This is a genomic window from Flavobacterium sp. C3NV, assembly GCF_046825355.2.
Lineage (GTDB): Bacteria > Bacteroidota > Bacteroidia > Flavobacteriales > Flavobacteriaceae > Flavobacterium.
In genome coordinates this window covers 124,194-148,339 of the sequence record NZ_JBKQBJ020000012.1, presented here as the reverse complement: position 1 = coordinate 148,339, position 24,146 = coordinate 124,194, and the positions used below count along the sequence as shown (strand labels likewise).

Annotated in this window: 20 protein-coding genes and 1 tRNA gene; 12 read left to right on the top strand and 9 right to left on the bottom strand. The window is 33.1% G+C overall.

All coding sequences use genetic code 11. The features are described 5' to 3' along the window. Window positions 1-330: 330 nt before the first annotated feature. Complete coding sequence (locus ACIDC4_RS17490; RefSeq protein ID WP_412042988.1) at window positions 331-1,572, bottom strand: relaxase/mobilization nuclease domain-containing protein; 1,242 nt, start codon at window positions 1,570-1,572, stop codon at window positions 331-333. Then, on the bottom strand, window positions 1,557-1,952 hold the full coding sequence (locus ACIDC4_RS17485) for a plasmid mobilization protein (protein ID WP_488381151.1): 396 nt from the start codon (window positions 1,950-1,952) through the stop codon (window positions 1,557-1,559). The genes ACIDC4_RS17490 and ACIDC4_RS17485 overlap by 16 nt, the downstream gene beginning before the upstream one ends. A 710-nt stretch (window positions 1,953-2,662) precedes the next feature. On the opposite strand from ACIDC4_RS17485, the gene ACIDC4_RS17480 reads away from it, so the two are divergent. From ACIDC4_RS17480 to ACIDC4_RS17470, 3 genes are read left to right on the top strand one after another with little or no spacing between them, the layout of a single operon-like run. Continuing rightward, window positions 2,663-3,913, top strand: a complete 1,251-nt coding sequence (locus tag ACIDC4_RS17480) for an ABC-three component system protein (protein ID WP_412042990.1) — start codon at window positions 2,663-2,665, stop codon at window positions 3,911-3,913. After that, window positions 3,897-4,379, top strand: a complete 483-nt coding sequence (locus ACIDC4_RS17475) for a three component ABC system middle component (RefSeq protein ID WP_412042991.1) — start codon at window positions 3,897-3,899, stop codon at window positions 4,377-4,379. The genes ACIDC4_RS17480 and ACIDC4_RS17475 overlap by 17 nt, the downstream gene beginning before the upstream one ends. Continuing rightward, a complete protein-coding gene (locus ACIDC4_RS17470; RefSeq protein WP_412042992.1) occupies window positions 4,376-6,424 on the top strand; it encodes a DUF3732 domain-containing protein in 2,049 nt (682 codons plus the stop codon). The genes ACIDC4_RS17475 and ACIDC4_RS17470 overlap by 4 nt, the downstream gene beginning before the upstream one ends. Before the next feature lie 69 nt (window positions 6,425-6,493). On the opposite strand, the gene ACIDC4_RS17465 is transcribed toward ACIDC4_RS17470, so the two are convergent. Beyond that, window positions 6,494-6,898 (bottom strand): helix-turn-helix domain-containing protein, encoded by a 405-nt coding sequence (locus tag ACIDC4_RS17465; RefSeq protein ID WP_412042993.1) that lies wholly within the window; start codon window positions 6,896-6,898, stop codon window positions 6,494-6,496. Between the two features lie 179 nt (window positions 6,899-7,077). On the opposite strand from ACIDC4_RS17465, the gene ACIDC4_RS17460 reads away from it, so the two are divergent. The 5 genes from ACIDC4_RS17460 to ACIDC4_RS17440 all read left to right on the top strand — a co-directional run bounded on the left by ACIDC4_RS17460 (window position 7,078) and on the right by ACIDC4_RS17440 (window position 11,884). Then, window positions 7,078-7,647: a hypothetical protein gene (locus ACIDC4_RS17460; protein ID WP_412042994.1), complete on the top strand. Its 570-nt coding sequence runs from the start codon at window positions 7,078-7,080 to the stop codon at window positions 7,645-7,647. Window positions 7,648-7,680: 33 nt separating this feature from the next. Beyond that, window positions 7,681-9,297, top strand: coding sequence for a hypothetical protein (locus ACIDC4_RS17455; RefSeq protein ID WP_412042995.1), 1,617 nt, complete (start codon window positions 7,681-7,683; stop codon window positions 9,295-9,297). Window positions 9,298-9,327: 30 nt separating this feature from the next. Then, window positions 9,328-9,678 (top strand): hypothetical protein, encoded by a 351-nt coding sequence (locus tag ACIDC4_RS17450; RefSeq protein WP_412042996.1) that lies wholly within the window; start codon window positions 9,328-9,330, stop codon window positions 9,676-9,678. A 264-nt stretch (window positions 9,679-9,942) separates the two neighbouring features. Continuing rightward, complete coding sequence (locus ACIDC4_RS17445; protein ID WP_412042997.1) at window positions 9,943-10,212, top strand: hypothetical protein; 270 nt, start codon at window positions 9,943-9,945, stop codon at window positions 10,210-10,212. 4 nt (window positions 10,213-10,216) lie between these two features. Continuing rightward, window positions 10,217-11,884: a recombinase family protein gene (locus tag ACIDC4_RS17440; RefSeq protein WP_412042998.1), complete on the top strand. Its 1,668-nt coding sequence runs from the start codon at window positions 10,217-10,219 to the stop codon at window positions 11,882-11,884. 194 nt (window positions 11,885-12,078) lie between these two features. On the opposite strand, the gene ACIDC4_RS17435 is transcribed toward ACIDC4_RS17440, so the two are convergent. Both ACIDC4_RS17435 and ACIDC4_RS17430 read right to left on the bottom strand, forming a co-directional pair. Next, on the bottom strand, window positions 12,079-12,246 hold the full coding sequence (locus ACIDC4_RS17435) for a GIY-YIG nuclease family protein (protein WP_412042999.1): 168 nt from the start codon (window positions 12,244-12,246) through the stop codon (window positions 12,079-12,081). Window positions 12,247-12,308: 62 nt separating this feature from the next. Beyond that, a tRNA-Met gene (locus tag ACIDC4_RS17430) sits at window positions 12,309-12,381 on the bottom strand. A 116-nt stretch (window positions 12,382-12,497) separates the two neighbouring features. Here ACIDC4_RS17430 and era point away from each other — a divergent pair. The 4 genes from era (at window position 12,498) to ACIDC4_RS17410 (ending at window position 19,016) form a co-directional block, all read left to right on the top strand. Then, on the top strand, window positions 12,498-13,379 hold the full coding sequence (era, locus tag ACIDC4_RS17425; RefSeq protein ID WP_056194996.1) for a GTPase Era: 882 nt from the start codon (window positions 12,498-12,500) through the stop codon (window positions 13,377-13,379). A gap of 63 nt (window positions 13,380-13,442) precedes the next feature. After that, window positions 13,443-14,405: a hypothetical protein gene (locus ACIDC4_RS17420; RefSeq protein ID WP_412043000.1), complete on the top strand. Its 963-nt coding sequence runs from the start codon at window positions 13,443-13,445 to the stop codon at window positions 14,403-14,405. A 381-nt stretch (window positions 14,406-14,786) separates the two neighbouring features. After that, window positions 14,787-16,097: a ribosome biogenesis GTPase Der gene (der, locus tag ACIDC4_RS17415; protein ID WP_065448301.1), complete on the top strand. Its 1,311-nt coding sequence runs from the start codon at window positions 14,787-14,789 to the stop codon at window positions 16,095-16,097. A 156-nt stretch (window positions 16,098-16,253) separates the two neighbouring features. After that, complete coding sequence (locus ACIDC4_RS17410) at window positions 16,254-19,016, top strand: outer membrane beta-barrel protein (protein WP_412043001.1); 2,763 nt, start codon at window positions 16,254-16,256, stop codon at window positions 19,014-19,016. A 114-nt stretch (window positions 19,017-19,130) separates the two neighbouring features. On the opposite strand, the gene ACIDC4_RS17405 is transcribed toward ACIDC4_RS17410, so the two are convergent. The 4 genes from ACIDC4_RS17405 to ACIDC4_RS17390 all read right to left on the bottom strand — a co-directional run bounded on the left by ACIDC4_RS17405 (window position 19,131) and on the right by ACIDC4_RS17390 (window position 24,146). Beyond that, window positions 19,131-19,874: a DUF2490 domain-containing protein gene (locus tag ACIDC4_RS17405; protein ID WP_412043002.1), complete on the bottom strand. Its 744-nt coding sequence runs from the start codon at window positions 19,872-19,874 to the stop codon at window positions 19,131-19,133. 164 nt (window positions 19,875-20,038) lie between these two features. Beyond that, on the bottom strand, window positions 20,039-22,585 hold the full coding sequence (locus ACIDC4_RS17400) for a TonB-dependent receptor (protein ID WP_412043003.1): 2,547 nt from the start codon (window positions 22,583-22,585) through the stop codon (window positions 20,039-20,041). A 250-nt stretch (window positions 22,586-22,835) separates the two neighbouring features. Further along, window positions 22,836-23,249 carry an RrF2 family transcriptional regulator gene (locus ACIDC4_RS17395; protein ID WP_041517419.1) on the bottom strand — a complete coding sequence of 138 codons (414 nt, stop codon included), beginning with the start codon at window positions 23,247-23,249 and terminating at the stop codon, window positions 22,836-22,838. A gap of 75 nt (window positions 23,250-23,324) precedes the next feature. Then, window positions 23,325-24,146 (bottom strand): TPM domain-containing protein, encoded by an 822-nt coding sequence (locus ACIDC4_RS17390; protein ID WP_412043004.1) that lies wholly within the window; start codon window positions 24,144-24,146, stop codon window positions 23,325-23,327.

The following is a 24,146-nucleotide window of genomic DNA, read 5'->3' as shown; positions in this document are numbered from 1 at the left end:
AATAGAAGAAGAAAGTGGGATTTTGTAATATTTTTGAATTGATCATATAAACTCAATTTCCGTTTTAACTAGAAAAAGGACTTATAATCTGACTGTATATTATCAAAACTTAATTGTGAATAACTAATTGATTTTAGTAAATAAAACACTCTAATTGTTTTACGGCGAATTTAGGGAACTTAGTTAATCTATAACACAGTACAAATACCTAATTTGGCCTGAAAAATATTAATACAAAGTGTTACGATTAGTATATAACTTAATATCTTGAAATAAAAAAACTACGTTTGAGTTTCTATTAAATAAATCCAATCCTTAATCCTGTATTATTTAGATTCCTTTTTGTAATCTTCTTCTCTTTTTCTTTTTAAATTGTTTTGACACATAGTCATTTATTTTTTCACCACGAAGCAGTATATCAGCGAGATTTTCTTTTATATACTCTTTATCTTCAAGATTTGGAAAGTTTCCAGAAATATGAGAAATTGAATTATTCATTCTCTCAAGCTGAAGGATATTTTTAGCACAGCTTTCCAAAACTCCTTTCGCACTGAACTCTTTTCCTAGACTGCTTCCATTAAAAACAAATTGAGTTTTATGATCTATATAAGTGATTCCATAAAGTTTTCCCTCTTGACTCTTTCTTAACATGGTATGAATGCCTTCACTTTCTAGATTTTCGGCTAATTTTTCAGGTGATTTTACTTTCCCATCGTAGAACGCCATTCGTACGGCATTTTTTACATGACTTTTATATGATTCTTTTTTTACATCATTTACTTTAAATCTTTCTTCCAGAAATTTTAAAGTCGGCTTACTGTAAAAATCACTTGCTTTGATTGGCACTCCAATTGGTTTGGAATTTTCATCAAGTATTTTATATAGAAGCCCGTTGTTTTTAAAAACTCGAGAATCTTCAGTTCCTCGATCAGCATGAACATTGTATTGGTTTAAAACAGCGTTGAGTTCCGGAAGACTTGAATATTTGTATTCAAATAAAACTTTGTTTAAAACTCCATTGATAGCCTTTTTGGACTCTGCTTTTCCATATTCTATCTTACGATTTGCAATTGGAGGTAACGAAAATTGCTCTTTTTGTTTTCTGCCGTCAGCTTTTACAAGTCCAAAGGTTTCTTCTATTTCTTTCCTGGCAGGCTCTGACTTTCTAATCCCTAATAAATGAAGATCAATCCTTTTGCCGTCTCTTTGAATATTATTCGTAACAATATGCATGTGTGGATGTCCTGCGTCAAAATGCTGATAAACTAGAAAAGGCTGTTTGCCGAATCCGATTTTATCCATGTAAACTTTTGCAATTTCATTGAGTTTTTCTTTAGAATGGTTTTCCGAAGGATCAAAATTTAATGATATATGTACAGCGTTTCGCTTAACGTTTTCGTTAAGCGAAGCCTGTTTTATAAAACGGTTGAGTTTTAAAGTAAAATTAAGCCTGTCGAGTTCAATAGGAAAGTTAACAGCACTGATGCATTCTGCCTTTTCTTCTTTTACTTTTCTCTCATTGTAGTTTAAAATTCGCTGTACTGAATTACTGGTTTTTATAACTGCAACCATTGCTCTGAGAATTTTTGAGAGTGTATTTTAATTTCCTCTATTTTTTCCAATAGCTTCTTTTTATCTATTTCAAACCAGAAGACCTGTGTTTTAAATTCGGATATGGTCTTAAAAGAATTCATCTTTTTAGCAATCTGGTTGATATTATTTCCTATTGAATTAAGCTCACTGTTTAGTGCCATTGTTTCTTCGATGTAATCATCAAACGAAGCATTCCTGTATTTGGTTACAATGGGTTTGTTAAATAAGTGCCTTCTTATATGGTCACTTAATTTTCGGCAGGTACTTGCTCTAAATCTTTTTTCCAGTTCGGCATACTCCAAAGGAGTTAATCGCAGTCCCACGATTCGTGTTCTGTTTGAATTTTCTCTTTTCATCATCTTTAATTTTCATTGTTTTCAAACTCTCTTTCTTTTAGTGTCTCCACCACCGAGTTCCGAGGTAATAGGTGGCAAGATAGGCGGTTGTTAAACAACCGTTCATCTTGCCAGACCACAGGAACGAGGTGGTCTTCGAAATTTTTAACATCTAATCGACTTTAAAAAAGTCAGTATATTATAAGTAATTTGGATTAAGTTGAGGTTGTGTTTATAACTTTCCCTCGAGTGTTTTGTGGTTTGGAAGATTTGTAATTTAATCTATAAACAGTTTTAAGTCAACCTTAAATTTACGGAAGACAAATAATATTATCACATCATGGCTATATTTTGAACATGATAGTTGTTGGTGGTTATTCTTTAAAAATTTTATTTTAAGACCTTGTAATTAAGTCAAAAACAAATTTACTCAAGAAAAAATATTTTGAGTATCATAAGTATATTTTACTTATCAAGATTAAAACTAAATACATTTCAAAAGAAAAAAAAGAAAAAAAGAAAGCAGGCTTAAATTGGAAAATTTGTAACAAAGTACTATAAGTCCCGAAGGGTAACAAGTAGAGGTACGAGGCTTGTTATTATGCGTGCTTTTTTGCAAATTTTCCAATACCTTAGCTTATTTTTTTGATATTTTCTCTAATCTCTCTAAAGTAAGTCAAGACTTTTTTTTGTAATTAAATATTTATTAATATATTTAAGAAAAAAATAATATTTTGGCAAAAAAATCTAAAGATAGTGCTGAGGCGCAAATGCTTGGTTATTTATTCCAGCCAGATAGAGCTCTTCTTTATTTGTCTCAGTTATCTAATAGGACATTTTCAATTTCTATAGAGTTAATTGATGATGTAGCTATTCATAAATCAGATGGCTCAGTAATTTTAACAGAACAAGATAAATATAGCATTTCTCAAACTTCTTCTACATTTTCTGATAGTAGCAAAGATCTATGGAGAACACTACAAATATGGATCAATAAAATAAATGAAAAAATCTTATCTTTTGATAATGAATTCATTTGTTGCTCAAATAAAAAAATGCCAACTAATTATATTCTATCAAAAATATCTAAATGTGATTCAGAAGAAAATGCTATAGATATTATTGAAAATTTAAAAAAAATTGTGGAGTCTAAAAAAGATGATCTTTCTTCGAAAGATAAAAAACCAGCATCTTCAGTTGCCTTATTAAAAATAATGGAATCAGTAATTTTCGACGAAAAACTTTTAGGAAAGTTAATCTCTAAAATTAAAATTCAAGACGAACAAAATTTGGAAAAAATGAACGATCAAATTTTGAATAATATCAGTTTAACTAAAGGTCATATTTATGGAGATAGAATTCTATTTTATCTAAAAGGATGGATTAGTGATAAATGTAAGCTGTTAATCAACAGCAAAAGTCCTATTATTATTTCTAAAGAAGATTTTAACAGCACAGTTGAAAGTGTTTATGATTCATATAGACTTTCAACTATAAATTTTACAGCCAGAAAGCAGATTTTAGAAGAAATTGGAGATAAAGAAATTGAAGTTATCCAAAATAGCACTTTTGTTGAGCAATTAAAATTAATTAAACATCGCAATCTTCAAAATATTATTCTTGACGCAATAAGAGATTATTTATGCTATGAAAAAGAGATATTAAATGTTGCCAAATATGCGCATATAACATCTAAAGATTTTGATGATTTTGCAGAAATTAATAGAATTAGATGGGGTAGAGTATTTGATAAATATGTAGTAAATGAATTAGAGGATTATACTAAAGAGGAGAAAGATAATTTTGCTTATAAAATTTATGATGAAATTTTGTCTATGGAAGTGAAATTTAAAGGCTTATACGAAATTCCAATAACTAGCAGTTACTTTAAAAATGGTAGTTATCACTCATTAGCGGAAAATTTACAAATAGGTTGGCATCCAGATTGGGAGAAAATATTTGAAGTTCATGAAAAAGCATCTTAATACCTTTGACATTATCCAAAATGTAACAATCAGTGCAATTGCAATGCATCGATTCACCTATTCTTTCCAAGCTACAGCGCAAAAATTTGATCTAGAAATATATCCAAAAACACATTATTTTTTTCCTGTTTTACCATTGATATATCACAAAGATTCATTGCAACAAATACTTTCTAGTAATGAGCTGTATACGTTACTAGCTAAACATCCAGAATTTTGTTCAAGTTTACAACATCGAATGAATAAAATGTCAAGTCAGACATTTGATGCTTTAAATATGGCATTTAATAAAGGACTGTTGACTTATAACAAAGAAACACATCAAATTTCGTCATTGCGCAATCCATTTACTCGAACTTATCATCAAGACATAACACATATTGTTTTAGGAGCAAATAAACTTGGGAAATGGTTTGCTAAAACTCCAATCGAAGAAATACAAATAATGTTAAAAATTGAAATATGAAATTCAAGATAAAAAATATTATAATATATCCCAAAGATGAATCTAAGGAACCACGATATATTCCTTTTGAATTAAATAAAGTAAATGTTTTAACTGGGGACAGCCATAAAGGAAAATCGGCTATAATTCATATACTTGATTATTGTTTGGGTAGTGAAAAATGTACAATCCCTGTTGATACGATTAGGGATAATGTTGCTTTTTTCGCCGTCCACATTATTACAGAAAACTCTGAAATATTTATAGCGAGAGAAGAACCAGGAAGCCAAGCTTCTACTACAGAGATGTATTTGTTTGAAAAAGCAAAAATTGACTTGCCTTCATTATTGAAATTGAACAATAATAGAGATAGACTTTCTCGTATAAAAGTTAATAGAAGAAATGTGGTTAATAGATTTAATCAAATTGCGGGATTTTCTACTCAAAGATTTGATGATGATAATTCACAGAATAAATGGCTTGAATCTGCTAGTTTTAGAGATACGTCTGCTTTTCAATTTCAGCCACAAAATATTGTAGCAAATCCCACTACACTTTTTTATAAAGCGGATACTTATGAACACCAAAATAAATTAAGAATAATTTTTCCTTTGATTTTGGGATATGAAACAAATGAAATAATTGAATTAAAAAAGGAAAAAAAAGACTTAGAACAACAATTATCAAAAAAAAGTAGCCAATTAGAAGAAAAAAGGAGTGCAAGGGATATTTGGAAAAATGAAGTTTTTAATCATTACAGTAAAGCTTTTGACTTTGGATTGACTAACGGAGAATTAGATCTCGATAATTCCACAGTGGATGAAATTATTTATGAATTGGAAAAGATAACCAATGATATTAATAAAAATCCAATACCAATTTATATAAGCGGATCTGCCACTAAATTTGCGGAAAAACTTCAAACATTAATCGATAAAAGAAGTGAATTAGCATTTGATATCGATAATAAACGCCTAAGTCTAACTAAGATATCTCAGGTTAATTCATCTAGGCAAGAATATTTTGAAGAAGTTGTAAAAACTAAAATAAATAGATTAAAGCCTATAGATTGGTTTATTCAAAATGAGTCAGATAGTAGATGTCCATTTTGTGATTCGGAGAATCATAAAGCTACAAAACAATTATTGTTATTGCAAGATGCTTCATTAAAACTAAATGCAATAACCAATGATACTAATTTGGATAGAGAAATTTCAATTTTAAAGAAAGAAATTTTAAAACAAGAAGAGGTATTGAAGAATATAAATTCTAATCTAAACTCAATTTATCGTGAACAAAATAAAGAAAACACTGAAAGAAAAAAAGTAGAGGATATTTATAGATTTATTGGTAAAATTGAGGAAGCCATAGATAATGTAAAAAAAAGTTCTATAGATGGAACTTTACAGGATGAAATAGATTCTTTAAAAAGTGATATATTAGAAAAAGATAAAAAGATTAGAAGTAAGACATCTATACTTAGTGAAGCTATAGCTTTGCAAAACGTAACTTTAGCAATATCAAAATACACTGAGATGCTAGACATAGAGAGAGGTAAGGATCCAGTTAAATTGGATATTCAAAATCTTACAATAAAGGTGCTTAATCAAGGTAAAAATAGAGAAGATTATTTTTGGGAGATTGGAAGTGGTGCAAATCATATGGGATATCATATCGCAACAATGTTAGGACTTCATGAGTATTTTTTGAGTTTACATAAATTTAATATACCTAATTATGTTCCATCGTTTATAGTTTTTGATCAACCAAGTCAGGTGTATTTTCCAAAATCAATACCAGAAGATATTCCTAAAACTCCTAAAGAAATTAGAGATTTAAAAAGTAAACTTGGTGAAGATTTCAGAAGCACTATGAAAATTTTCTCAACTTGCTCCCAATTTATGAAGCGTACTAAAAATTCTACCCAAGTGATAATTTTAGAGCATACTCCCGAATTAGCTTGGCATGGTTTGGACAATGTCCACCTAGTGGAAGATTGGAGAAATGATAAAAAAAATGCTGTCAAAGATAAGGATGCATTAATTCCAAAAAGCTGGCTTGAATAAATTTAATTACTTAGAAAAAAAAGAGACTTCATAGTCTCTTTTTTTCTGAATTAATATTTTTTGTGATGATTATTTATTAATTAGTTTTTCAAGTCTTGCCATCATTTCATCTTTCTCTTTCAACATGCGCTCAAATAAAGCAATCTTTTCTTCGTGAAGTTTTTTTAATTCTGCGATAGAATTGAAGTTAAATGTAGAGTTAGGATTTCCGACACAAGCATTATCTCCAAAAGTATTTGAAATAACATTTATAGCCTGCTCCTCATCAAAATTTTGAAAAGCTTCAACTGGAATTTTTAGCACTGCTGAGATTTGTCTAAGCAGAGAATCTTCAATTACATCTTTCTGCTCCAGCATAGAAATTTTCTTCTGATTCCAGTCTTCTCCCAGATCATAAGCTAATGCCTCTTGCTTTATATTAAGCATTTCTCTAAAACGTTTTACGTTTCTTCCCTGATGTATTTTCTGTTCCATAATGATTATCAATTTTCTGAAGGCTCAAAGATAAAGCCATGGGGATTAAAAAATCTGAATTTCAAAGATAAAAAAATATCCTGTAAAATATTCCTTTTGTCAGATATTATATCCATTTCTGGAATAGTTTATCCTTTTGAAAGGCAGGAACTTCGCTTTGAATTCTAAATATTTCCGCTATGAAAAAGAATAAAATATCCTTTGGAACTAATTTTTGGTCAGCTTATGAGGCAGGAAATCCATATGATGCTCTGCATGTTTTTTTTGATTTCTCCCATCTTGATGAGTATAAACAGATTTTAAGCGAGGTAGCTATATACAGCTACAGGAGGAGGATTTATAAGCAGGATAATCCTTGCCATGTTTTTGTGATTTATACTGCTTTAAGCTCGTTTATCAAAGTTTGTAAATCTCTGAAAAGAAAAAGCAGGAAATGGCAGGTGAAGGGTTCGGGCGACTACAGTTCAATAGTTCATCTGGCCTCACTAAGTAAAGAAGAGTATAAAAATCCTTTCAAGGTTTTTCAAAAGGCATTCGAAGAGAAATCATTAGAGCAGTTTGAATTCTTTCTCTGCGAAATCGTGCACCTTTCATTATCTCCGCACGCGGGAGAATCAGATTGTGATATTATAACTCTTTATGTCCATTTAATCAAAATGCTGGATGCAGGACAGCTTATCATGGAAAGAGGCATTGAAAAGATTAAGAAAGAGAAGCTGTCTGGGGATATTTTATCCCCTGTCGAATGAAACAACCTTTATAAAAACTTCAAAAAAAACACTATGAAAACGGTAGAAAAAATTACATTTCCAGAACTCGAAAATGAGTATTTGGAAAATATTCTTAGAGAGCTGATAAATAAGTATAATATTATCCAGCTGTTCTTTACCAGACAAAGTTCGTCTGCTTTCTCAAACCTTATCGTGAATATGGACAGCAGTATTGATGTGCAGAAACTCCAGCAGAGTAAATGGATAAGAAAAGTTAAAGAAAACTTTCAGATCACAATATATTTTATCTTTTCTTCAAAGCTTCATCATTATTACTCTTTAGGCGATCCTTTTATTGGATTTTATTGTCGCCCGTCTGCTGTAATCTATGAGAATAAAGAATTTGAAAACTCAATTTTCACACAATGGGAATGGAAAAAATACAAGAAAAGATTTAATGATTACGAAAATAATTTTTATCACGATCATGAGCTTCATAAATGGCAGATCAAAAATCTCATTTCAGAAAGTGCTTCAAACGCTGTTTTTACTTCGTATTCAAGGCTTATTGAATATGATCTCCAATACTTGGAGGAACTGTATTTAGGAAGTAAATCTGTCTCTGTGAGTATAAATGAGAGAATATCTAGTCTCTCAGCATACATTCCTGTTATTCAAAGATACTTTGTGAAAAGCTCCAAAGGCAGATATTTTCTTACTGATCTGTTTGAGCAGGCGAAGGAAGCTTCCAGCGATGATGAAGCGCTGTATCGTAATGAAATGTTTAAGACGGTCGGTGAAGCTGAAGAAAATCTTTGCAATATTATAGGAGACAGGTTGAGTGAACTGAAAAAACTAATAAAAAAAGAATATACAGGAAAAAAAGAAGTTTTATGCCAGACCGATAATAAGCCTACAATTTCAGTGCTTGATACAGCTGTTCAAATAATTTTGCAAAGAGCAGAACCAGAACAGATTTATCTGTTTCATGAGACAACCAGCAATGATAAAATAATTTATTATCTGTTGCTCATTGCCGAAAATACAGGTAATGAAAAATTAAAAGCAATTACCGATTGTTTAAAAAGCAAGTTAGGCGGAAAATGTAATTTGGTTCTGATCAGCCACAGTCGTTACTGGATACAGAATAACCTCTATGAATATCAGAGTTTTTTTGAGAAAATCATAAAAGAAAATTATCTGATTTATTCATCAAATGAGTATCATCCAGAATTTCACTGGGAAGAACCTCACAAACCTTATTACGGTGACCTTCACATTTTTTATAAATCGGTAGAAAAATGTGCGGAGCAGTTTTCTGCAACAGCCCACAACAATGAGGAAAACTACTGTGGGTTGGGTTGTTTATTCGCACAGTTTTTTCTTTCATTCTGCAGAACCTATATTTTCGTAAAAACCTATTATATGCCCAATTATTTGTCAAGCAAGACATTGTGGAATTTATGCATTTACGCGGATAATGATATTAAAAAGTACAATTATTTACTTGAGACGTTCTGGACAGAAATATTTCCTTATCTGGATGCAAATAGAACTGTTTCGCATGGATTAACAAGGCTTGACGCGGAAAAGGTTTCTCAGATGGAAATGATTGTCACAAAGCTTAGCAACGAACTTCATAAACTGGTAATTGAAGGCGGGCTTTTAAAAATTTATAAGCAGGACTGATTTGGTAAAATTAATTTAAGAATAATGGGTATGGAGACAGATGAAATTAGAAAATTGGAAAAAATAGGAGTGTTAAGCGAAAGACTGCTTAATACTCTGAAACCAGCCGAGGATAAAAGAGGAATGTATAACGCAGAGATCAGGATATACGATTATTATGAACTTGTTTCCATTATAAGGAATCTGATGAAGCTCTGCATAATAGCTGTAGACAGGGACAGCGCAGAAGTTCCTCCAACAATTCAAAACCAGAATATTGATGTCGGGCTAATACTAGGGGTTGCACTTCAGTTATTCCCGATTGATGAATTTGAACTTATAAACGAAATTAGTGATTTATATCACTGCAGGAAAGATGGAACTCTAGTTGATTCTAAATAGCAAAAAACGTTTCATGTACATATTATGTCCATGACAATAAGACGAGAGAGTTTTATCTTTGTTTAAATTTAAAAGAACGCTCTAGGGCTTTCACAGGTATATTTTACTTATCAAAGCAAGAAGATTAACTCATATCTTTACAAATATCCCCACCATATTTTGAACGGGATAAATTAAAAAAAGTATTTTAAATTTATAGCGCAGAGTGATTGTTGAACAAAAAAGACCAGTGATGGTCTTTTTTTAATGAAAGAGAATTTTATAATGAAAAACGGAGCAACGGATGAGAAGAAAAGAATCACCCGAGGTAAAACTTTTGTAAATTTACAAATTGAAAAACAGGGGGTTAGATTTAATGAAAGAGAAAGGATTGTTTGCGATGCAGAAAAAAAACCTAAAACTAATGAAGGGAAATTAACAATTGAAGAATTAAGAAGATGCAGAGGTTTTGAAGAAATTTCAGAATCAGATGGACATGAAATAATTGAAAGCTTATTTCAATTAGCGATGATAGTGTATAATTTTAAAATGTGAAATTATGGGGATTGAAAGTTTTAAAAAATTTCAAAAAGAGAAATTAGCCCAGAGGGCTGAGGTGAAAGAAATATGGGGCTACACAAGAGTAAGCTCTAAATTACAATTAGTTAACAATAGTCTTGAAGAACAGCGTATAGAAATAATACAATTTGCTTCTAAAAATGGATATACACTCAAAAATATGCTTGGAGGTACTTACGAAAGTGCATCGGGGGATTTTACCAGAAAAGAGTTTACAAGATTATTAGAAGAGGTAAAAAGCGCAAAGCAGAAACCTTTTGCAATCGCGATAAAATTTATAAGCAGATTTTCCAGAACGGGAGGCAACGCTATTACTATTGTCCATGAACTGGTGGATAAATTAGGTGTGCATTTAATTGAAACTTCTTCAGGTCTCTGCACTAATGACGAATACAGTAAACTTGATATTTACAGCAAACTCTTAGATGCCAGAAGAGAAAATATGGACAGGCTCGAAAAAACGATTCCAGGCATGAAAGCACTGCTCAGAGCAGGGAACTGGCTTGGTAAAGCTCCCAGAGGCTATACAATGAGAGGCAGGAAAGTAGGAGATTATGCTTTAATGCAGGATAAGCAGTCTATAACTATAAATCTGGAAGGAGAGATTTTAAAAACGGCTTGGAAATGGAAACTTGCAGGAGAAAGGGATTTTGTAATAAGAGAGAAACTAGAAAAGCTGAATTTACATATTACAAAACAATCACTCGGCTCTATGTGGAGAAATCCATTTTACTGCGGAATATCTGTCAATGCATTGCTTGAAGAGCCAGTAAAAGGAAATTGGAGAGGTTTAGTGAGTGAGGAGGATTTTCTGAAAGTTGACATTATGCTTTCTGAAAGTAAAGTGCCAATAAAAGAATACTCAAAAAGCAAGATCAATGAGTTTAGACCTCTGACAGGATTTTTAAGATGTGAATGCGGAAGCCTTCTGACCAGTTATGTGGTAAGAAAAAAGAATGCACATTACTATAAATGCCAGAAATGCAGAAATGCCAGTTTTAACGCATTAACAACATCACATTCAAAAACAGAAGGATTGAATGATTCTTTTGAAAAACTGTTATCAAGATATACCTTAAGCTCTCAATTTGTAGAACCGTTTAAATTTCAGCTGAATAAACTTTTTGAGATTGTGGAAAATGAAGGCAGGGAAGAGATGAAAGGTCTGCTTGCGAAGAAAAAGGATTTAGAAGCTAAAATTGAAAATTTAGATAAACGCTATTTTGACAATCCGAATTTTGGGGATGAAAAATACAATAGATACTCACTTCAGTTTGATATGGAATTAAAGGAGGTTGATCTTCAGATTGCCTCAAATAAAAAAATAATATCTAACCACAGCAGACATATTGATAAAGTGGTCGAAAAGGTTACAAACATCAATAAATACTGGAGAGAAGGAGATATTGACAGTAAAATTAGAATCCAGAATTTAGTATTTCCAGAAGGATTGTCAATTAGGGCTGAAAACAGGGAATATCTAACTGGAAGAGTAAACTCTATTTTTGGCTTAGTATCAACGTTTACTGGTATTGACAGAGGTAATAAAAAACAAAAAACCCATCAAAAAGTTGATGGGTTATTCTCTGTAGCGGGAACAGGACTCGAACCTGTGTCCGCCGCGGCGGATATAAGTCCGTCGAGCTGAAATTTATTGCATAAAAAAAGCTCCAGATTTCTCTGAAGCTTTTTCTCTTAGTAGCGGGAACAGGACTCGAACCTGTGTCCGCCGCGGCGGATATGAGCCAGACGAGCTATGAATTTTCAATAAGTTTTTTGATGAATTCTCTTCCTATTCCTGTTTTTAAATATTTTTCTCTTTTCATCGCTTCAGATTTAGAATTAAAAAAACTCAACGTGAATTACTTTCCAAGGCCTAAATTTTAAAGTATACCCTTGTGTTTCAAGAATATTATGAGATTTGAATCTTTCAATTAAATTAGAAGTATAACCAGTATAATTTTTATTGAATTTTTCAGAATAAAGAATGTAAACAACAAATTCTTCCATAAATACAAAGGTGCTATAAACGAAAAAAACACCAACTTTTTCAAGTGGTGTTTTTCTCTTAGTAGCGGGAACAGGACTCGAACCTGTGACCTTCGGGTTATGAGCCCGACGAGCTGCCTACTGCTCTATCCCGCGATGTTTCGGGTGCAAAGATACGCCGATTTTTAAGAAATCCAACGAAAACTTTAAAAAATGTTTTATTTTCTGTATTGAGTTGATATGACTACCTTTGCAAATTAAATAATACACAAATGTCACATAAAGCAGGTTTTGTAAACATCATCGGGAATCCAAACGTTGGAAAATCAACATTGATGAACGCCTTTGTTGGGGAAAGATTATCTATCATTACATCAAAAGCACAAACAACCCGTCATCGTATTCTTGGAATCGTGAATGGCGAGGATTTTCAACTTATATTATCGGATACTCCCGGAATCATCAAACCCGCTTATGAAATGCAGGAATCGATGATGAACTTTGTAAAATCGGCGTTTGAAGATGCTGATATACTGGTTTATATGGTCGAAATAGGAGAGCAGGACTTAAAAGACGAGGCTTTCTTTAATAAAATCATTCATGCTAAAATTCCGGTTTTGTTATTGTTGAATAAAATCGACAACTCAAATCAGGAGCAATTAGAGGAGCAAGTAGCATTTTGGACAGCAAAAGTGCCAAATGCTGAAATTTTCCCAATCTCGGCTTTACAGAATTTTAATGTTCCGGAAGTTTTTGGAAGAATCATCGAATTGTTACCGGAATCACCGGCATATTACCCAAAAGATCAATTAACAGACAAACCGGAACGTTTTTTCGTAAACGAAACCATTCGTGAGAAAATCTTACTGAACTATAGCAAAGAGATTCCGTATGCAGTTGAAATCGTAACGGAAGAATTTTTTGAAGACGAAAAAATTATCAGAATCCGTTCGATCATTATGGTAGAACGCGAAACTCAAAAAGGAATCATCATTGGACATAAAGGCGCGGCTTTGAAAAAAGTAGGAACCGATGCTCGTGCTGATCTTGAGAAATTCTTCGGGAAACAAATACATATTGAACTGGTTGTAAAAGTGAATAAAAACTGGAGAAGCAATGCCAATATGCTGAAGCGTTTTGGATATAATCAATAATTTTTTCTAAACGCCAGATCATAATTTATGCAAGTTTCAACGAAGTATTCAATACCAATATGTTTGGGACTTATAGTAATTTTGGGTTTGGCTCGTCTTTTTGGTACCGAAGAGAAAGCAGTTCCAGCGAAACCTGTAATCAAAAAAACGGAAACTATTGTAGAGAAAGATTCTGTAGCTTTTGATACAACGGCTTGTTCTGATCAAGAGGTGAGATTGTTTTTAAGCGAATTTATAAAGCAATTCCAGACCAATAAGGCTTCGAATATTAATAAGTTCATTGATAAAACTAACGGATTGGCCATATTTGTGAAAGATGGATATTATCCTATTTTAAGCTTTCCTAATAAAATTGATGACTGGATCGAATGGTTTGATTTTAAAATCTATGAGAATATAGAATTTGGAAAATTTCCTGAATATCTGGGAGATGGAGAATTTAAAAAGACAGGTTTTTATTATGTGAAATACCAGAATAAATTCCGTTTGGATGATTTTGAAGATACTTATAGTAATCGGTCAGATGAAGATAAAAAGCCATTTCGAAAGCTCGAAAAGTTGTGCAATTACAGAGCCGATGTAATGTCGATAGATAAAAGCAGGGTTTTAACATTGTATTTTAGTATTCATAAAAATAATAAATATTTAGTGGGAATTACTCAGGATGCTGTAGATGATGTTTTGTACACAGCTCCGGAAAAAGAGTTTGTGCCAATAGATACAGAAAAGCAAGTCGAAGCGTTTTTATCAAATAACAGAAGGTTTTGCGATGTAGAGAATAAAGCATATGTTGATTTTGATAAAAAAGAACTTATATACTGGGATTTTGGTGATGAGCCTTTTCCGTTTAGTAATTATAAAATAGGTCCTTTAAAAGTTATTTCGGCAAAAATCAAAATTCGGGATATTACATTTTTTAATGTAAAGGAAGACGATGGACTAACTTTAAAATTATCCAATAAAGGTGATTTTAGTTCTTACAGAATGGGTGCGAGACCACAATATATTTATGAAAAGTGTAAATAATTTCAGAAACACTTAGTTGAAAATTAAGAGGTTGAAGTTTTTTTTAGAGGTTGTAAAATAGATTGTTGATACAAAACAATTATTAATTTTTGATGTTGACTGAATTTCTTTATACCCCGAAACCCTAGCCCTGATAGAAGTGGAAATCCTTTTTCTGGCTGCTGCCAGCCAGAAAAAGATTGAAACGGATAGCAGGAAACAGCTCCCGAAAATAACAAGAATAACAATAAAAATCTTAGGTACTTAGAAACTTAGCGACTTAGTCACTTTTTTAACTACCTTTGCAAAAAATTAAAATTAAGCATTTTGGATTACAAGGGATTAGGTTTTTAGGGAACTAAAAATCTGAAATCTAAAATCTAAAATCTAAAATTCAAAGAAATGAATAACATTGTTGCGATAGTAGGAAGACCTAATGTAGGGAAATCAACCCTTTTTAATAGGCTGATACAAAGAAGAGAAGCTATTGTAGATTCAGTTTCTGGAGTTACCAGAGATAGAAACTACGGTAAAAGCGAGTGGAACGGAAAAGAGTTTTCTGTAATTGATACCGGTGGATACGTTCGCGGATCTGATGACGTATTTGAAGGTGAAATTCGTAAACAAGTGGAGCTTGCTATCGACGAAGCTGATGTTATTATTTTTGTAGTAGATGTTGAGGAAGGAATTACACCAATGGATGATGTTGTTGCGCGTTTATTGCGTAAGGTGACAAAACCAGTTTTATTGGCTGTAAATAAGGTAGATAACGCAATGCGTGAGAAAGATGCAATTGAGTTTTATAACCTTGGTTTAGGTGAATATTTTACGTTTGCAAGTATTTCAGGAAGTGGAACAGGAGATTTATTAGATGCTTTAATTGACTCTTTTCCAGAAAAACCAGAACCTGTTCAGGAAGAAGTAGTTTTACCTCGTTTTGCTGTGGTAGGGCGACCAAATGCTGGAAAATCTAGTTTTATCAATGCACTTATTGGTAAAGAACGTTTTATGGTAACTGATATTGCAGGAACTACACGTGATGCAATTGATACAAAATTTGACCGTTTTGGATTTGAATTTAACCTGGTTGATACTGCGGGAATCCGTCGTAAGGCTAAAGTGAAGGAAGATTTAGAGTTTTACTCGGTAATGCGTTCTGTACGTGCGATTGAGCATGCTGATATTTGTATTTTGGTTATTGATGCAACACGTGGATTTGAAGGTCAGGATCAAAGTATTTTTTGGCTGGCAGAGAAAAACCGTAAAGGTGTTGTAATCTTAGTAAACAAATGGGATTTGGTAGAGAAAGATACCATGTCGACTCGTGATTACGAAGAGAAAATCAAGAAAGAATTAATGCCTTTTACTGATGTGCCAATTTTATTCGTTTCGGCTTTAACAAAACAACGTTTATTGAAAGCATTAGAAGCTACGGTTACTGTTTTTGAAAATAGAAAACAAAGAATCCCAACCTCTAAATTCAACGAATTTATGTTGAAGGTAATTGAAGCTTATCCGCCACCGGCAACAAAAGGTAAATATGTAAAAATTAAATATTGTATGCAGTTGCCAACTTTAACGCCTCAGTTTGTGTTTTTTGCTAATATGCCACAATACGTTAAAGAACCATATAAAAGATATCTTGAAAATAAAATTAGAGAAAATTGGGACTTTTCAGGAGTGCCGATCGATATTTATATTAGAGAAAAATAAAAGTAAAAGTCCTCAGAAATGGGGACTTTTTTTATGTCTTTTTATTGATCGAAATTTTTTTATCCAGGTTAATGGCACACTGTTTGAGTAAATGTTGAGCTTACAATTAAACCTTTTAACTCTACTTGAGTCTTACTATTTCTAACCAACCATTTTATGACCAAAATTTATTATTTTCTAATTTTTTCTCTTTTTTGTTATTCGGCAAGTGCCCAGAATGAAATTGTCCTTAAAGGAACCGTTGTAGATATTAATACGCAATTACCGCTGGAGTTGGCAACCGTTTATTTTACAACCGTAAAAGATTCTACTGTAATCGAATATGCTACAACCGATAAAAACGGATCCTTTAGCATAAAAACCAAAAAATACGACAAGCCTATTTTCTTAAAGGTAAATTATATGGGGTATCAACCTTATTTTGAGGAGGAAAAAGGACTTCTTGAAAGTAAAGACTTTGGCAAATTGTATTTATTGGAGGCTGCAAATGCTTTGGATAATGTGGTTATAAAAAGCGAAGCTCCGCCTATTACGATTAAAAAAGATACTCTGGAGTTTAATGCCGCTTCGTACAAAGTAAGGCCAGATTCGAATGTTGAAACTTTGTTGAAACAATTGCCTGGTTTTGATGTGGGTACAGATGGTAAAGTTACCGTAAACGGACGCGAAGTAAATCAGGTTTTGGTAAACGGAAAAACATTTTTTGATAAAGATGGTGCCATTGCGTTGAAGAATCTGCCGGCAGAAATCATTAAAAAAATTCAGGTTTCGGATTTTAAAACCAAGAAAGAAGAGCTTTCGAAGCAGGAATCGACTTCGGATTATTCGAGTATAAATATCACAATTGACGAAAAGAAAAACAAAGGTTATTTCGGGAAAATTCTTGGAGGATATGGCTCTGATGATCGTTACGAAAGCAGTCTTTTATTGAATTATTTCAACAATAAGCAAAAGATTAGTGTTTTGGCTTCATCGAATAATATCAATTCTACAGGTTTTGCAATGGATGAGGTATTTGATAATATGGGAGGCGGCCGAAATGCAAAAGGAAACAGTGGCGGCGGCGGCAGTTCAGGAAGCGGTAAAGGTATCACGCAGTCGAATTTAGTAGGACTTAATTATTCTGATGACTGGTCGGAAAAATTGATGGCAATGGGAAGTTATAATTTTTCGAATTCGATTAATAATAACGATAGTAAATCTGATCAGGTTAGTTTTTTACCAACCGGAAATATTGCCACTTCATCTGATTCTAAAACAAGAAATGAAAATACAGGAAATAACGTAAATTTTGAATTAGAATATAAAATTGATCCCACAACGAAATTGGTTGTAGTGCCAAAATTCAATCAATCCCGTTCGAATAGTAATTCGACTTCGTCTAGTTTTTCTGAGGATGAAAACGGAGAAGCTTTGAATGAAAGTACAGCCAAATCATATTCAGAAAGTGACAATACTACTTTTGGCAACACGATCAACTTCAATAAAGCTTTTAAGAAAAAGGCCCGTAATTTTAGTGTTGTTTTTGATAATAATAATGCCAAAACAGATGCTGAGGCTTTGAATCTTTCTCAAACTATTTTTTATAAGGATGCTAAGCCAAATGATGATCGTAATCAGAAAAGTAATAACAAAAATACTACTGATAATTATTCTCTTGAGCTTGAATATACAGAGCCTGTAACAGATTCATTGAGAATAAGGTTTGGGTCTGATTTTGACTGGAACAAAGATATGAAAGACGTAAAAACATTCGATTTTGATGCAGCATCGCAATCGTATAGTAGTTTAAATGATTCTTTGAGCAATTATACGACTTCAAAGCAAAATTCGTTTAGTCCCAAAATTGGAATTACCTGGCAAAAAAGTAAATATACGGTCAATTTGAATTCGAGAACTTCCATTGTAGAGTTTGATAATCATTCGTTATATCTTAATAATACAACCGATTTAAACAAACGATATGCTTTGCCATACGGAGATTTTCAGGTAAGGTATAAGTTTAGCCGTTCAAAGAATTTATCATTCAAATACGATTATTCAAATGCACTTCCTTCAGCGGTTCAATTAATGCCGGTTTTAAATTTAACCAATCCGTTAAATACCATAACAGGAAATCCTGATTTGAAGCCTATCGAAAAAAACAGCGCTAATTTTAGTTTTAGAAATTACGATTTCCGTACACGCTCCGGTTACAGTTTGTATGTAAAAGGAGATTATTATAATAACGATGTGGTTTCGACTTCTATTTATGATGATAGCGGAAAAAGAACTACTACTTATGTCAATATTTCGGGAACTTACATGGCTTCGGTTGGCGGAAATTGGAATCAATCGATAAAAAGAGACGCTCATGTTTTACGATATGGTTTTGGGTTAAACGGTAGTTATTCTTTCGATAAAGGTTTTACCAATGCTATTTTGTACAATGCAAAATCTACGGCTGTAACGCCAAAAGTAAACTTGACTTACGAATATGGAGAATTGCTTATTATCTCGCCATCGTATAGTTTATCATACAATCAGACCAATTATGAAAACTCTTCGAGAGATGCCAGTTCGAATGTAGTACACAGAATCAATTTGCAAACGACAAGTTACTGGCCGGAGAATCTAATTTTTGGTAATGATTTTGGATATACTTACAATTCAAGTATTTCGAGCAACTTCAAAAAAGATTTCTATTTGTGGAATACCAGTTTATCTTACGGTTTTTTTGATAAAAAAGTCTACGCAAAAGTGAAAGTTTATGATGTTTTGAATCAGAACCAAAGTGCTACAAGAACTATTTCGGCAACCTCTATTCGTGATGAAGAAAATACCGTACTGAAACGTTATGTAATGTTTTCAGTAAGTTATAAAATAGGAAACTTTGCCGGTGCAGAAAAGGGAGGGAAGAAGAGACAGAGAATGGATTAATAAAGGGACAAAGTGACAGAGGTTCAAAGGTTTTAACTTAGGGACGCACAGCAGTGCGTCTTTTTTTTGCCCAAAGATTTGCTTCGTCTGAGTTTTATATTGGAATTTTATTTTCTAAATCCTTGGTTTCCTATTTATTCTATGATAAACAGTAAATCTGATAATATCGCGATCATAAAAATCAATTCCGCTTGAACGTCTTTGAAAGCTTTTTAGATAACCTAATTCCAAACCAATATTGGGAGTGAAATGATAACGCAAAGCAGCATAAATTCGGTTTTGATCGAAAGTATTTCGTTTATTGTCTTTTCCAAAATTGAACATCACTTCATCCGAAATTGTTCCTTTTAAGCTTTGTTTTTCTTTTTTCCAAAGATCAAATGTTGCTTGTAATCTGTATCTAAATCGATATGCAAAAGAAAAATCATCCAGTAATGCTGTTTTATTTGCTTTTTGAATGAAACGTTCTTCGAGCTGAAAACGGTTATGAAAAGTAACTTTGGCAATATCATTAATAAAGGTAATATCTTGCTGAATTCGGTATTCAGGAGCAGAATAATCAGGATCAATGTGAGGGTCTTGCGTGTTCACATTAAAATAAGCAAAACCGCCACCTATATCTATATTTTTATGAATGCGATATCTTGCCTGAAATCTTAGAACAAATAAATTTTCATGCACGGGATTTAAAAAACTCCTGTTGTCAATCTCAGAATGTATTGCCCATTTTTCAGTAATCGGCAAAATATTGTAATATCTTATCCAGGTTAAGGTTTGCTGATCGGTCTTTTTCAGACTTTGTGCTGATAAAAAGGGACTAATAAAAATAAAAAAGAGTAATAATTGGAGAACTTTCATTCAATTTGTATCTATTCAGGCTGCGAATATATACAAATCAGAATAGATGTATCGAACAATAAAATTTGTTTTAAGTTCTATTTTGTGATTTCAATTCATAAAAAAAACGAGACAGATTTAAAAACCCGTCTCGTTTCATATATATTTAAACTAACTAACTGTGATTATAGTGAATATTTTAAAGTTACGCCATAAGTTCTTTGGTCACCAATTACACCAGCATATTGTCCTGTGTTTCCACCAGCTGGCAATAATTGTTCGTAGTAATCTTTATTTAAAAGGTTACGTCCCCAGAATTGAACAGATAAACCTTGCGAAGCGCGGAAACCAATACGGGCATTAAAAATAGCATAACCAGGAACGACTAAGTATTTTGAAGCCGATGGGCTAGATGAAAATTCAGAACGAGCGTAAGAATCTAATGCGATGAAAGCTTTTCCGGCATTTCCGAAGAATCTTGCTTTGTTAGAATATTCACCTCCCAGAGATCCTGCCCATCTTGAAGCTCCTGGTAAATCAGTTCCTGAAACATCTTTGAAGGCTACCGGAGCTCCTGTTTCTTCTAATGGAAGCGGTGCGTTTGTAAATTTAACATAAGTACCTTCTGTATAAGTTGCAGCACCATTTATAGTTAAGTTTTGACTGATAACAAAGCTGGCATCCAATTCAGCACCTCTTACACGTACTTTATCTGCATTAGCAAGATATCCACGGTTTACACCCAATTCAGCTGCCTGAACGTTGGTTTGAAAATCTTTGATTTCTGTATTAAAGAAAGCAAGGTTGAATACTGAATTTCTAAACGGTGAAGTTTTTACACCTATCTCGTAATGGTTTACTTTCTCTGGCTTAATTACCGCAAGATCTAATAAAGGATCACCTTTTGAATCAGTAGGAAGTCCCGCTACGTTTACACCAACCGGTTTGTAACTTTTTGCATAAGTAGCATAAGCATTGATTTTGTCCGATGCTTTAAAAGTCAACGTTATGTTTCCAGAAAAGTCAGTGTTGTCAGTACTAGAATCAAATGCCTGATCAGAATACACTAATTTTTTCAAAGCTAATAATGCCGGATCAGTAGTTTGTAAACCTCCGTATGTTGTACGAGAATAATGAGCGTCTTTTTTATCAAAGTTATATCTTAATCCTGGTAAAACGTGAAGACGATCTGTAATAGCCCAGTCAATTTGTCCAAATACTGCCGCACTTGATGCTCTTATGTTGGCATCTGTTTTGATTCCGTATCCTTCAAAAAGTCCCGGAGTTTTCCATAATGGGCTGGTTGTACTTTGAGCAAATCTCCATTGTGCATTACCAGATTCTTCTGTACCATCTGTTTGAGAAGTTTGGTCGATAAAAAATACACCTACAACACCGCTAATTTTTTCTGTAAGCTGACCTGCGTAACGAACTTCTTGTGTAAATTGCGTTTGTCTTGTTGGGTTTTGAGATAATGCCAATACTTGTAATCCTGTAAAATCCCTGTCATTTGATGGATCCCAGTTCCAAAATCTCCACGCTGTTGTTGAAGTAAGTGTTCCCGAACCAATTTTGGTATCGATATTAAGAGAAATACCTCCCATATCTTGTCCTGAACGCCATGGAGTATCATGATCAATTTTACGATCAAAAGCATTTAAGCTTGGCAATTGATAATTTAAATCTTTAATAATAGCATCAAACTGACGATAAGCAGCTCTTTGAGTAGGCGCAACACCTGCAACAACCTGAGCATATCCGTCAGGACGTTGTGTTGTAATATCTGCTGCCAATATAATATTGGTATTTACTGTTGGAGTCCAAAGTAACTGACCTCTAATTCCTTGGTTATTTAATGTATTTGTAGGTCTTCCTGTAGCAACGTTATCGATAAGACCATCACGTTGTGTACCTGAGAAAGACAAACGACCTGCTACTTTTTTTCCTAAAGCTCCTGTTACAGAGGCTTTAGCTTGCAGGAAATTATAGTTTCCGTAGCTCACTTCAAAATCAGCTCCTGAAGTAAAGCTTGGTTTACGGGTTGTGATGTTAAATGCACCCGAAGTAGTGTTTTTTCCAAACAAAGATCCTTGTGGTCCGCGTAATACTTCGATTTGTTCTACATCGATAAAATCTAAAGTTGTAGCAGCCGGACGTGCATAATAAACACCGTCTACATAAAAACCAACTCCAGGATCGATTCCGTCATTGGTAAGTCCAAAAGGAGAACCAAGACTACGAATGTTGATTCCGGTATTTCTTGGGTTAGAAGAATACAATTGTACTGAAGGAACCAATTCTTTAATACGGTTCACATTAAAAGCGCCTGTTTGTTCTGCTTGTTTACCTGTAATAACAGAAATGGCAATTGGCACATCCTGAACTTTTTCTATTCTGCGTCGTGAAGAAACGACAACTTCTATAAGTTCATTTTCTTCTCTAAGTGTTACTTGTAATGGAGCAGTTGGTAAATCAGCAAGTTCTATTTCTGTAGTTTTGTAACCTACATACTGAACTAAAATGGTAACAGGAAGTTTTCCTTTGCTGTCGATTGTAAATCTTCCTTCGCTATCTGTAGTGGTATTGGTAGTTGTTCCTTTAATAACAACGTTAACAGCTTCAAGTGGTGTGTTTTCGCTAGTTTTAACTACACCTTCAATGTTTTGGGCAAATGATATTGAGAAAGTTAAAAAGGATAATATTGTAAGTATATTTTTTATAGAATTTTTCATTTTTATATTAAGTATATGTGATTAGTAGAATTTAAAATAAAATTTTTTTTATCAGCACATACACATCATAGAAGAATTGTTTTTCACATTCGTGAAATGAATATTTTGGTTTCTTTGCAAAAGATTTTTTGACACACCTGATCGATTGTAATTTACTTTCATAGGGTTTAAAATTTTGTAAATGGTTTGTTGGTTTTTTTGCAAATATATGTAAATTCTATAGATTTACTAGGAATTAAGAAATATTTTTTTATTTCTTTACAAGTGAGGCGATTGTTATGCCTTGCATTGCCTTAAGAGTTTCGTCGCGAATGATCATCAGACCATGTCTTAGACTGCATTCTTCCTCAGTTTTACAATCTGAGCATGGTTCGTAAAAGTTTAACGAAGCACATGGTAAAAGCGCAATTGCACCGTCAAATAAACGGTGAATTTCTGCCAAAGTAATATCGTTTTTGGAGCGTATCAAATAATATCCGCCAAATTTTCCTTGCTTACTACTCACAAAACGTCCTCGTTTTAGATCCAATAAAATTTGTTCTAAAAACTTTTTAGGAATATTGGCGCCATCAGCAATTTCAATTGTTCTTGAAATGTGATTTTCGTCTTGTTCTGCTAAATAAAGTAAGGCCTTAAGGGCGTATTTTGCTTTATGTGATAACATCTATATTGAATTATTAATTGTAAATTATAAATTTTTAAAACTGAAAACTGTCACTGCAAACTGTGACTTTGTTTTCTACCAGCCTCCGCTAGAACCTCCACCAGAGAATCCGCCGCCGCCAAAACCTCCACCGAAGCCTCCGCCACCGCCAGATGATCCGCCGCCGAAACCTCCAAATCCGCCACCGCTGCTTCTTCCAAGACTGCTTAAAAGAATTACATCCATCAGACTAGGGCCTCCGCCGCTATTATTGCCTGAATTTCCTCCACCGCCTTTATTACGCGCCAGTAAAATTAATACAATTACAACAATAACAATGAATGGCAATATCGGAAAATCGTTTCCTTTGGCTTGCTTGCGTTCGCCTTTAAATTTTCCTTTAAAAACATCAATTATGGCATCTGTTCCTTTATCAAGCCCATTATAAAAACTTCCGGCTTTAAATTCCGGAATAATAATATTCCTGATGATGGTTCCGCCAATTCCTGCAGTCAAACGATCTTCAACTCCGTATCCGGGATTAATGGCAATTTTTCTTTCGGCTTTAGCCAATAAAATAACAACACCATTATCATCTTGCTTTGTTCCTCCAATTCCCCAGGTTTGTCCCCATTTTGTAGCCAGCTGACTCACATCTTCACCCTTTAAACTTTCGATTGTAATCACTACAATTTGAGTCGTAGTAGAATCTGAGTACCGAATTAGTTTTTCTTCCAGCTGTGTTTTTTCAGAGGCGCTTAAAACATTTGCATAATCATAAACTGAAGTCTGCAAAGTTGGTTTTTCCGGAATTGTAAATTGTGCAAAAATACAATTGGTAGTAAAAAAAGCGATGAACAAAAAGGTAAACTGAAAAAGTCCTTTTGAATAAGATATTTTGTTTTTGGAAATTTTCAT

Excerpts from the sequence above, each read along its gene's own strand:
- ACIDC4_RS17485 (WP_488381151.1), bottom strand. The coding sequence starts at position 1,952 with ATGATGAAAAGAGAAAATTCAAACAGAACACGAATCGTGGGACTGCGA.
- ACIDC4_RS17435 (WP_412042999.1), bottom strand. The coding sequence starts at position 12,246 with ATGGAAGAATTTGTTGTTTACATTCTTTATTCTGAAAAATTCAATAAA.
- ACIDC4_RS17470 (WP_412042992.1), top strand. The coding sequence starts at position 4,376 with ATGAAATTCAAGATAAAAAATATTATAATATATCCCAAAGATGAATCT.
- ACIDC4_RS17410 (WP_412043001.1), top strand. The coding sequence starts at position 16,254 with ATGACCAAAATTTATTATTTTCTAATTTTTTCTCTTTTTTGTTATTCG.
- ACIDC4_RS17475 (WP_412042991.1), top strand. The coding sequence starts at position 3,897 with ATGAAAAAGCATCTTAATACCTTTGACATTATCCAAAATGTAACAATC.
- ACIDC4_RS17440 (WP_412042998.1), top strand. The coding sequence starts at position 10,217 with ATGGGGATTGAAAGTTTTAAAAAATTTCAAAAAGAGAAATTAGCCCAG.
- ACIDC4_RS17395 (WP_041517419.1), bottom strand. The coding sequence starts at position 23,249 with ATGTTATCACATAAAGCAAAATACGCCCTTAAGGCCTTACTTTATTTA.
- ACIDC4_RS17490 (WP_412042988.1), bottom strand. The coding sequence starts at position 1,572 with ATGGTTGCAGTTATAAAAACCAGTAATTCAGTACAGCGAATTTTAAAC.
- ACIDC4_RS17455 (WP_412042995.1), top strand. The coding sequence starts at position 7,681 with ATGAAAACGGTAGAAAAAATTACATTTCCAGAACTCGAAAATGAGTAT.
- ACIDC4_RS17450 (WP_412042996.1), top strand. The coding sequence starts at position 9,328 with ATGGAGACAGATGAAATTAGAAAATTGGAAAAAATAGGAGTGTTAAGC.
- ACIDC4_RS17390 (WP_412043004.1), bottom strand. The coding sequence starts at position 24,146 with ATGAAAATTTCCAAAAACAAAATATCTTATTCAAAAGGACTTTTTCAG.
- ACIDC4_RS17460 (WP_412042994.1), top strand. The coding sequence starts at position 7,078 with ATGAAAAAGAATAAAATATCCTTTGGAACTAATTTTTGGTCAGCTTAT.
- der (WP_065448301.1), top strand. The coding sequence starts at position 14,787 with ATGAATAACATTGTTGCGATAGTAGGAAGACCTAATGTAGGGAAATCA.
- ACIDC4_RS17445 (WP_412042997.1), top strand. The coding sequence starts at position 9,943 with ATGAAAAACGGAGCAACGGATGAGAAGAAAAGAATCACCCGAGGTAAA.
- ACIDC4_RS17465 (WP_412042993.1), bottom strand. The coding sequence starts at position 6,898 with ATGGAACAGAAAATACATCAGGGAAGAAACGTAAAACGTTTTAGAGAA.
- era (WP_056194996.1), top strand. The coding sequence starts at position 12,498 with ATGTCACATAAAGCAGGTTTTGTAAACATCATCGGGAATCCAAACGTT.
- ACIDC4_RS17400 (WP_412043003.1), bottom strand. The coding sequence starts at position 22,585 with ATGAAAAATTCTATAAAAAATATACTTACAATATTATCCTTTTTAACT.
- ACIDC4_RS17405 (WP_412043002.1), bottom strand. The coding sequence starts at position 19,874 with ATGAAAGTTCTCCAATTATTACTCTTTTTTATTTTTATTAGTCCCTTT.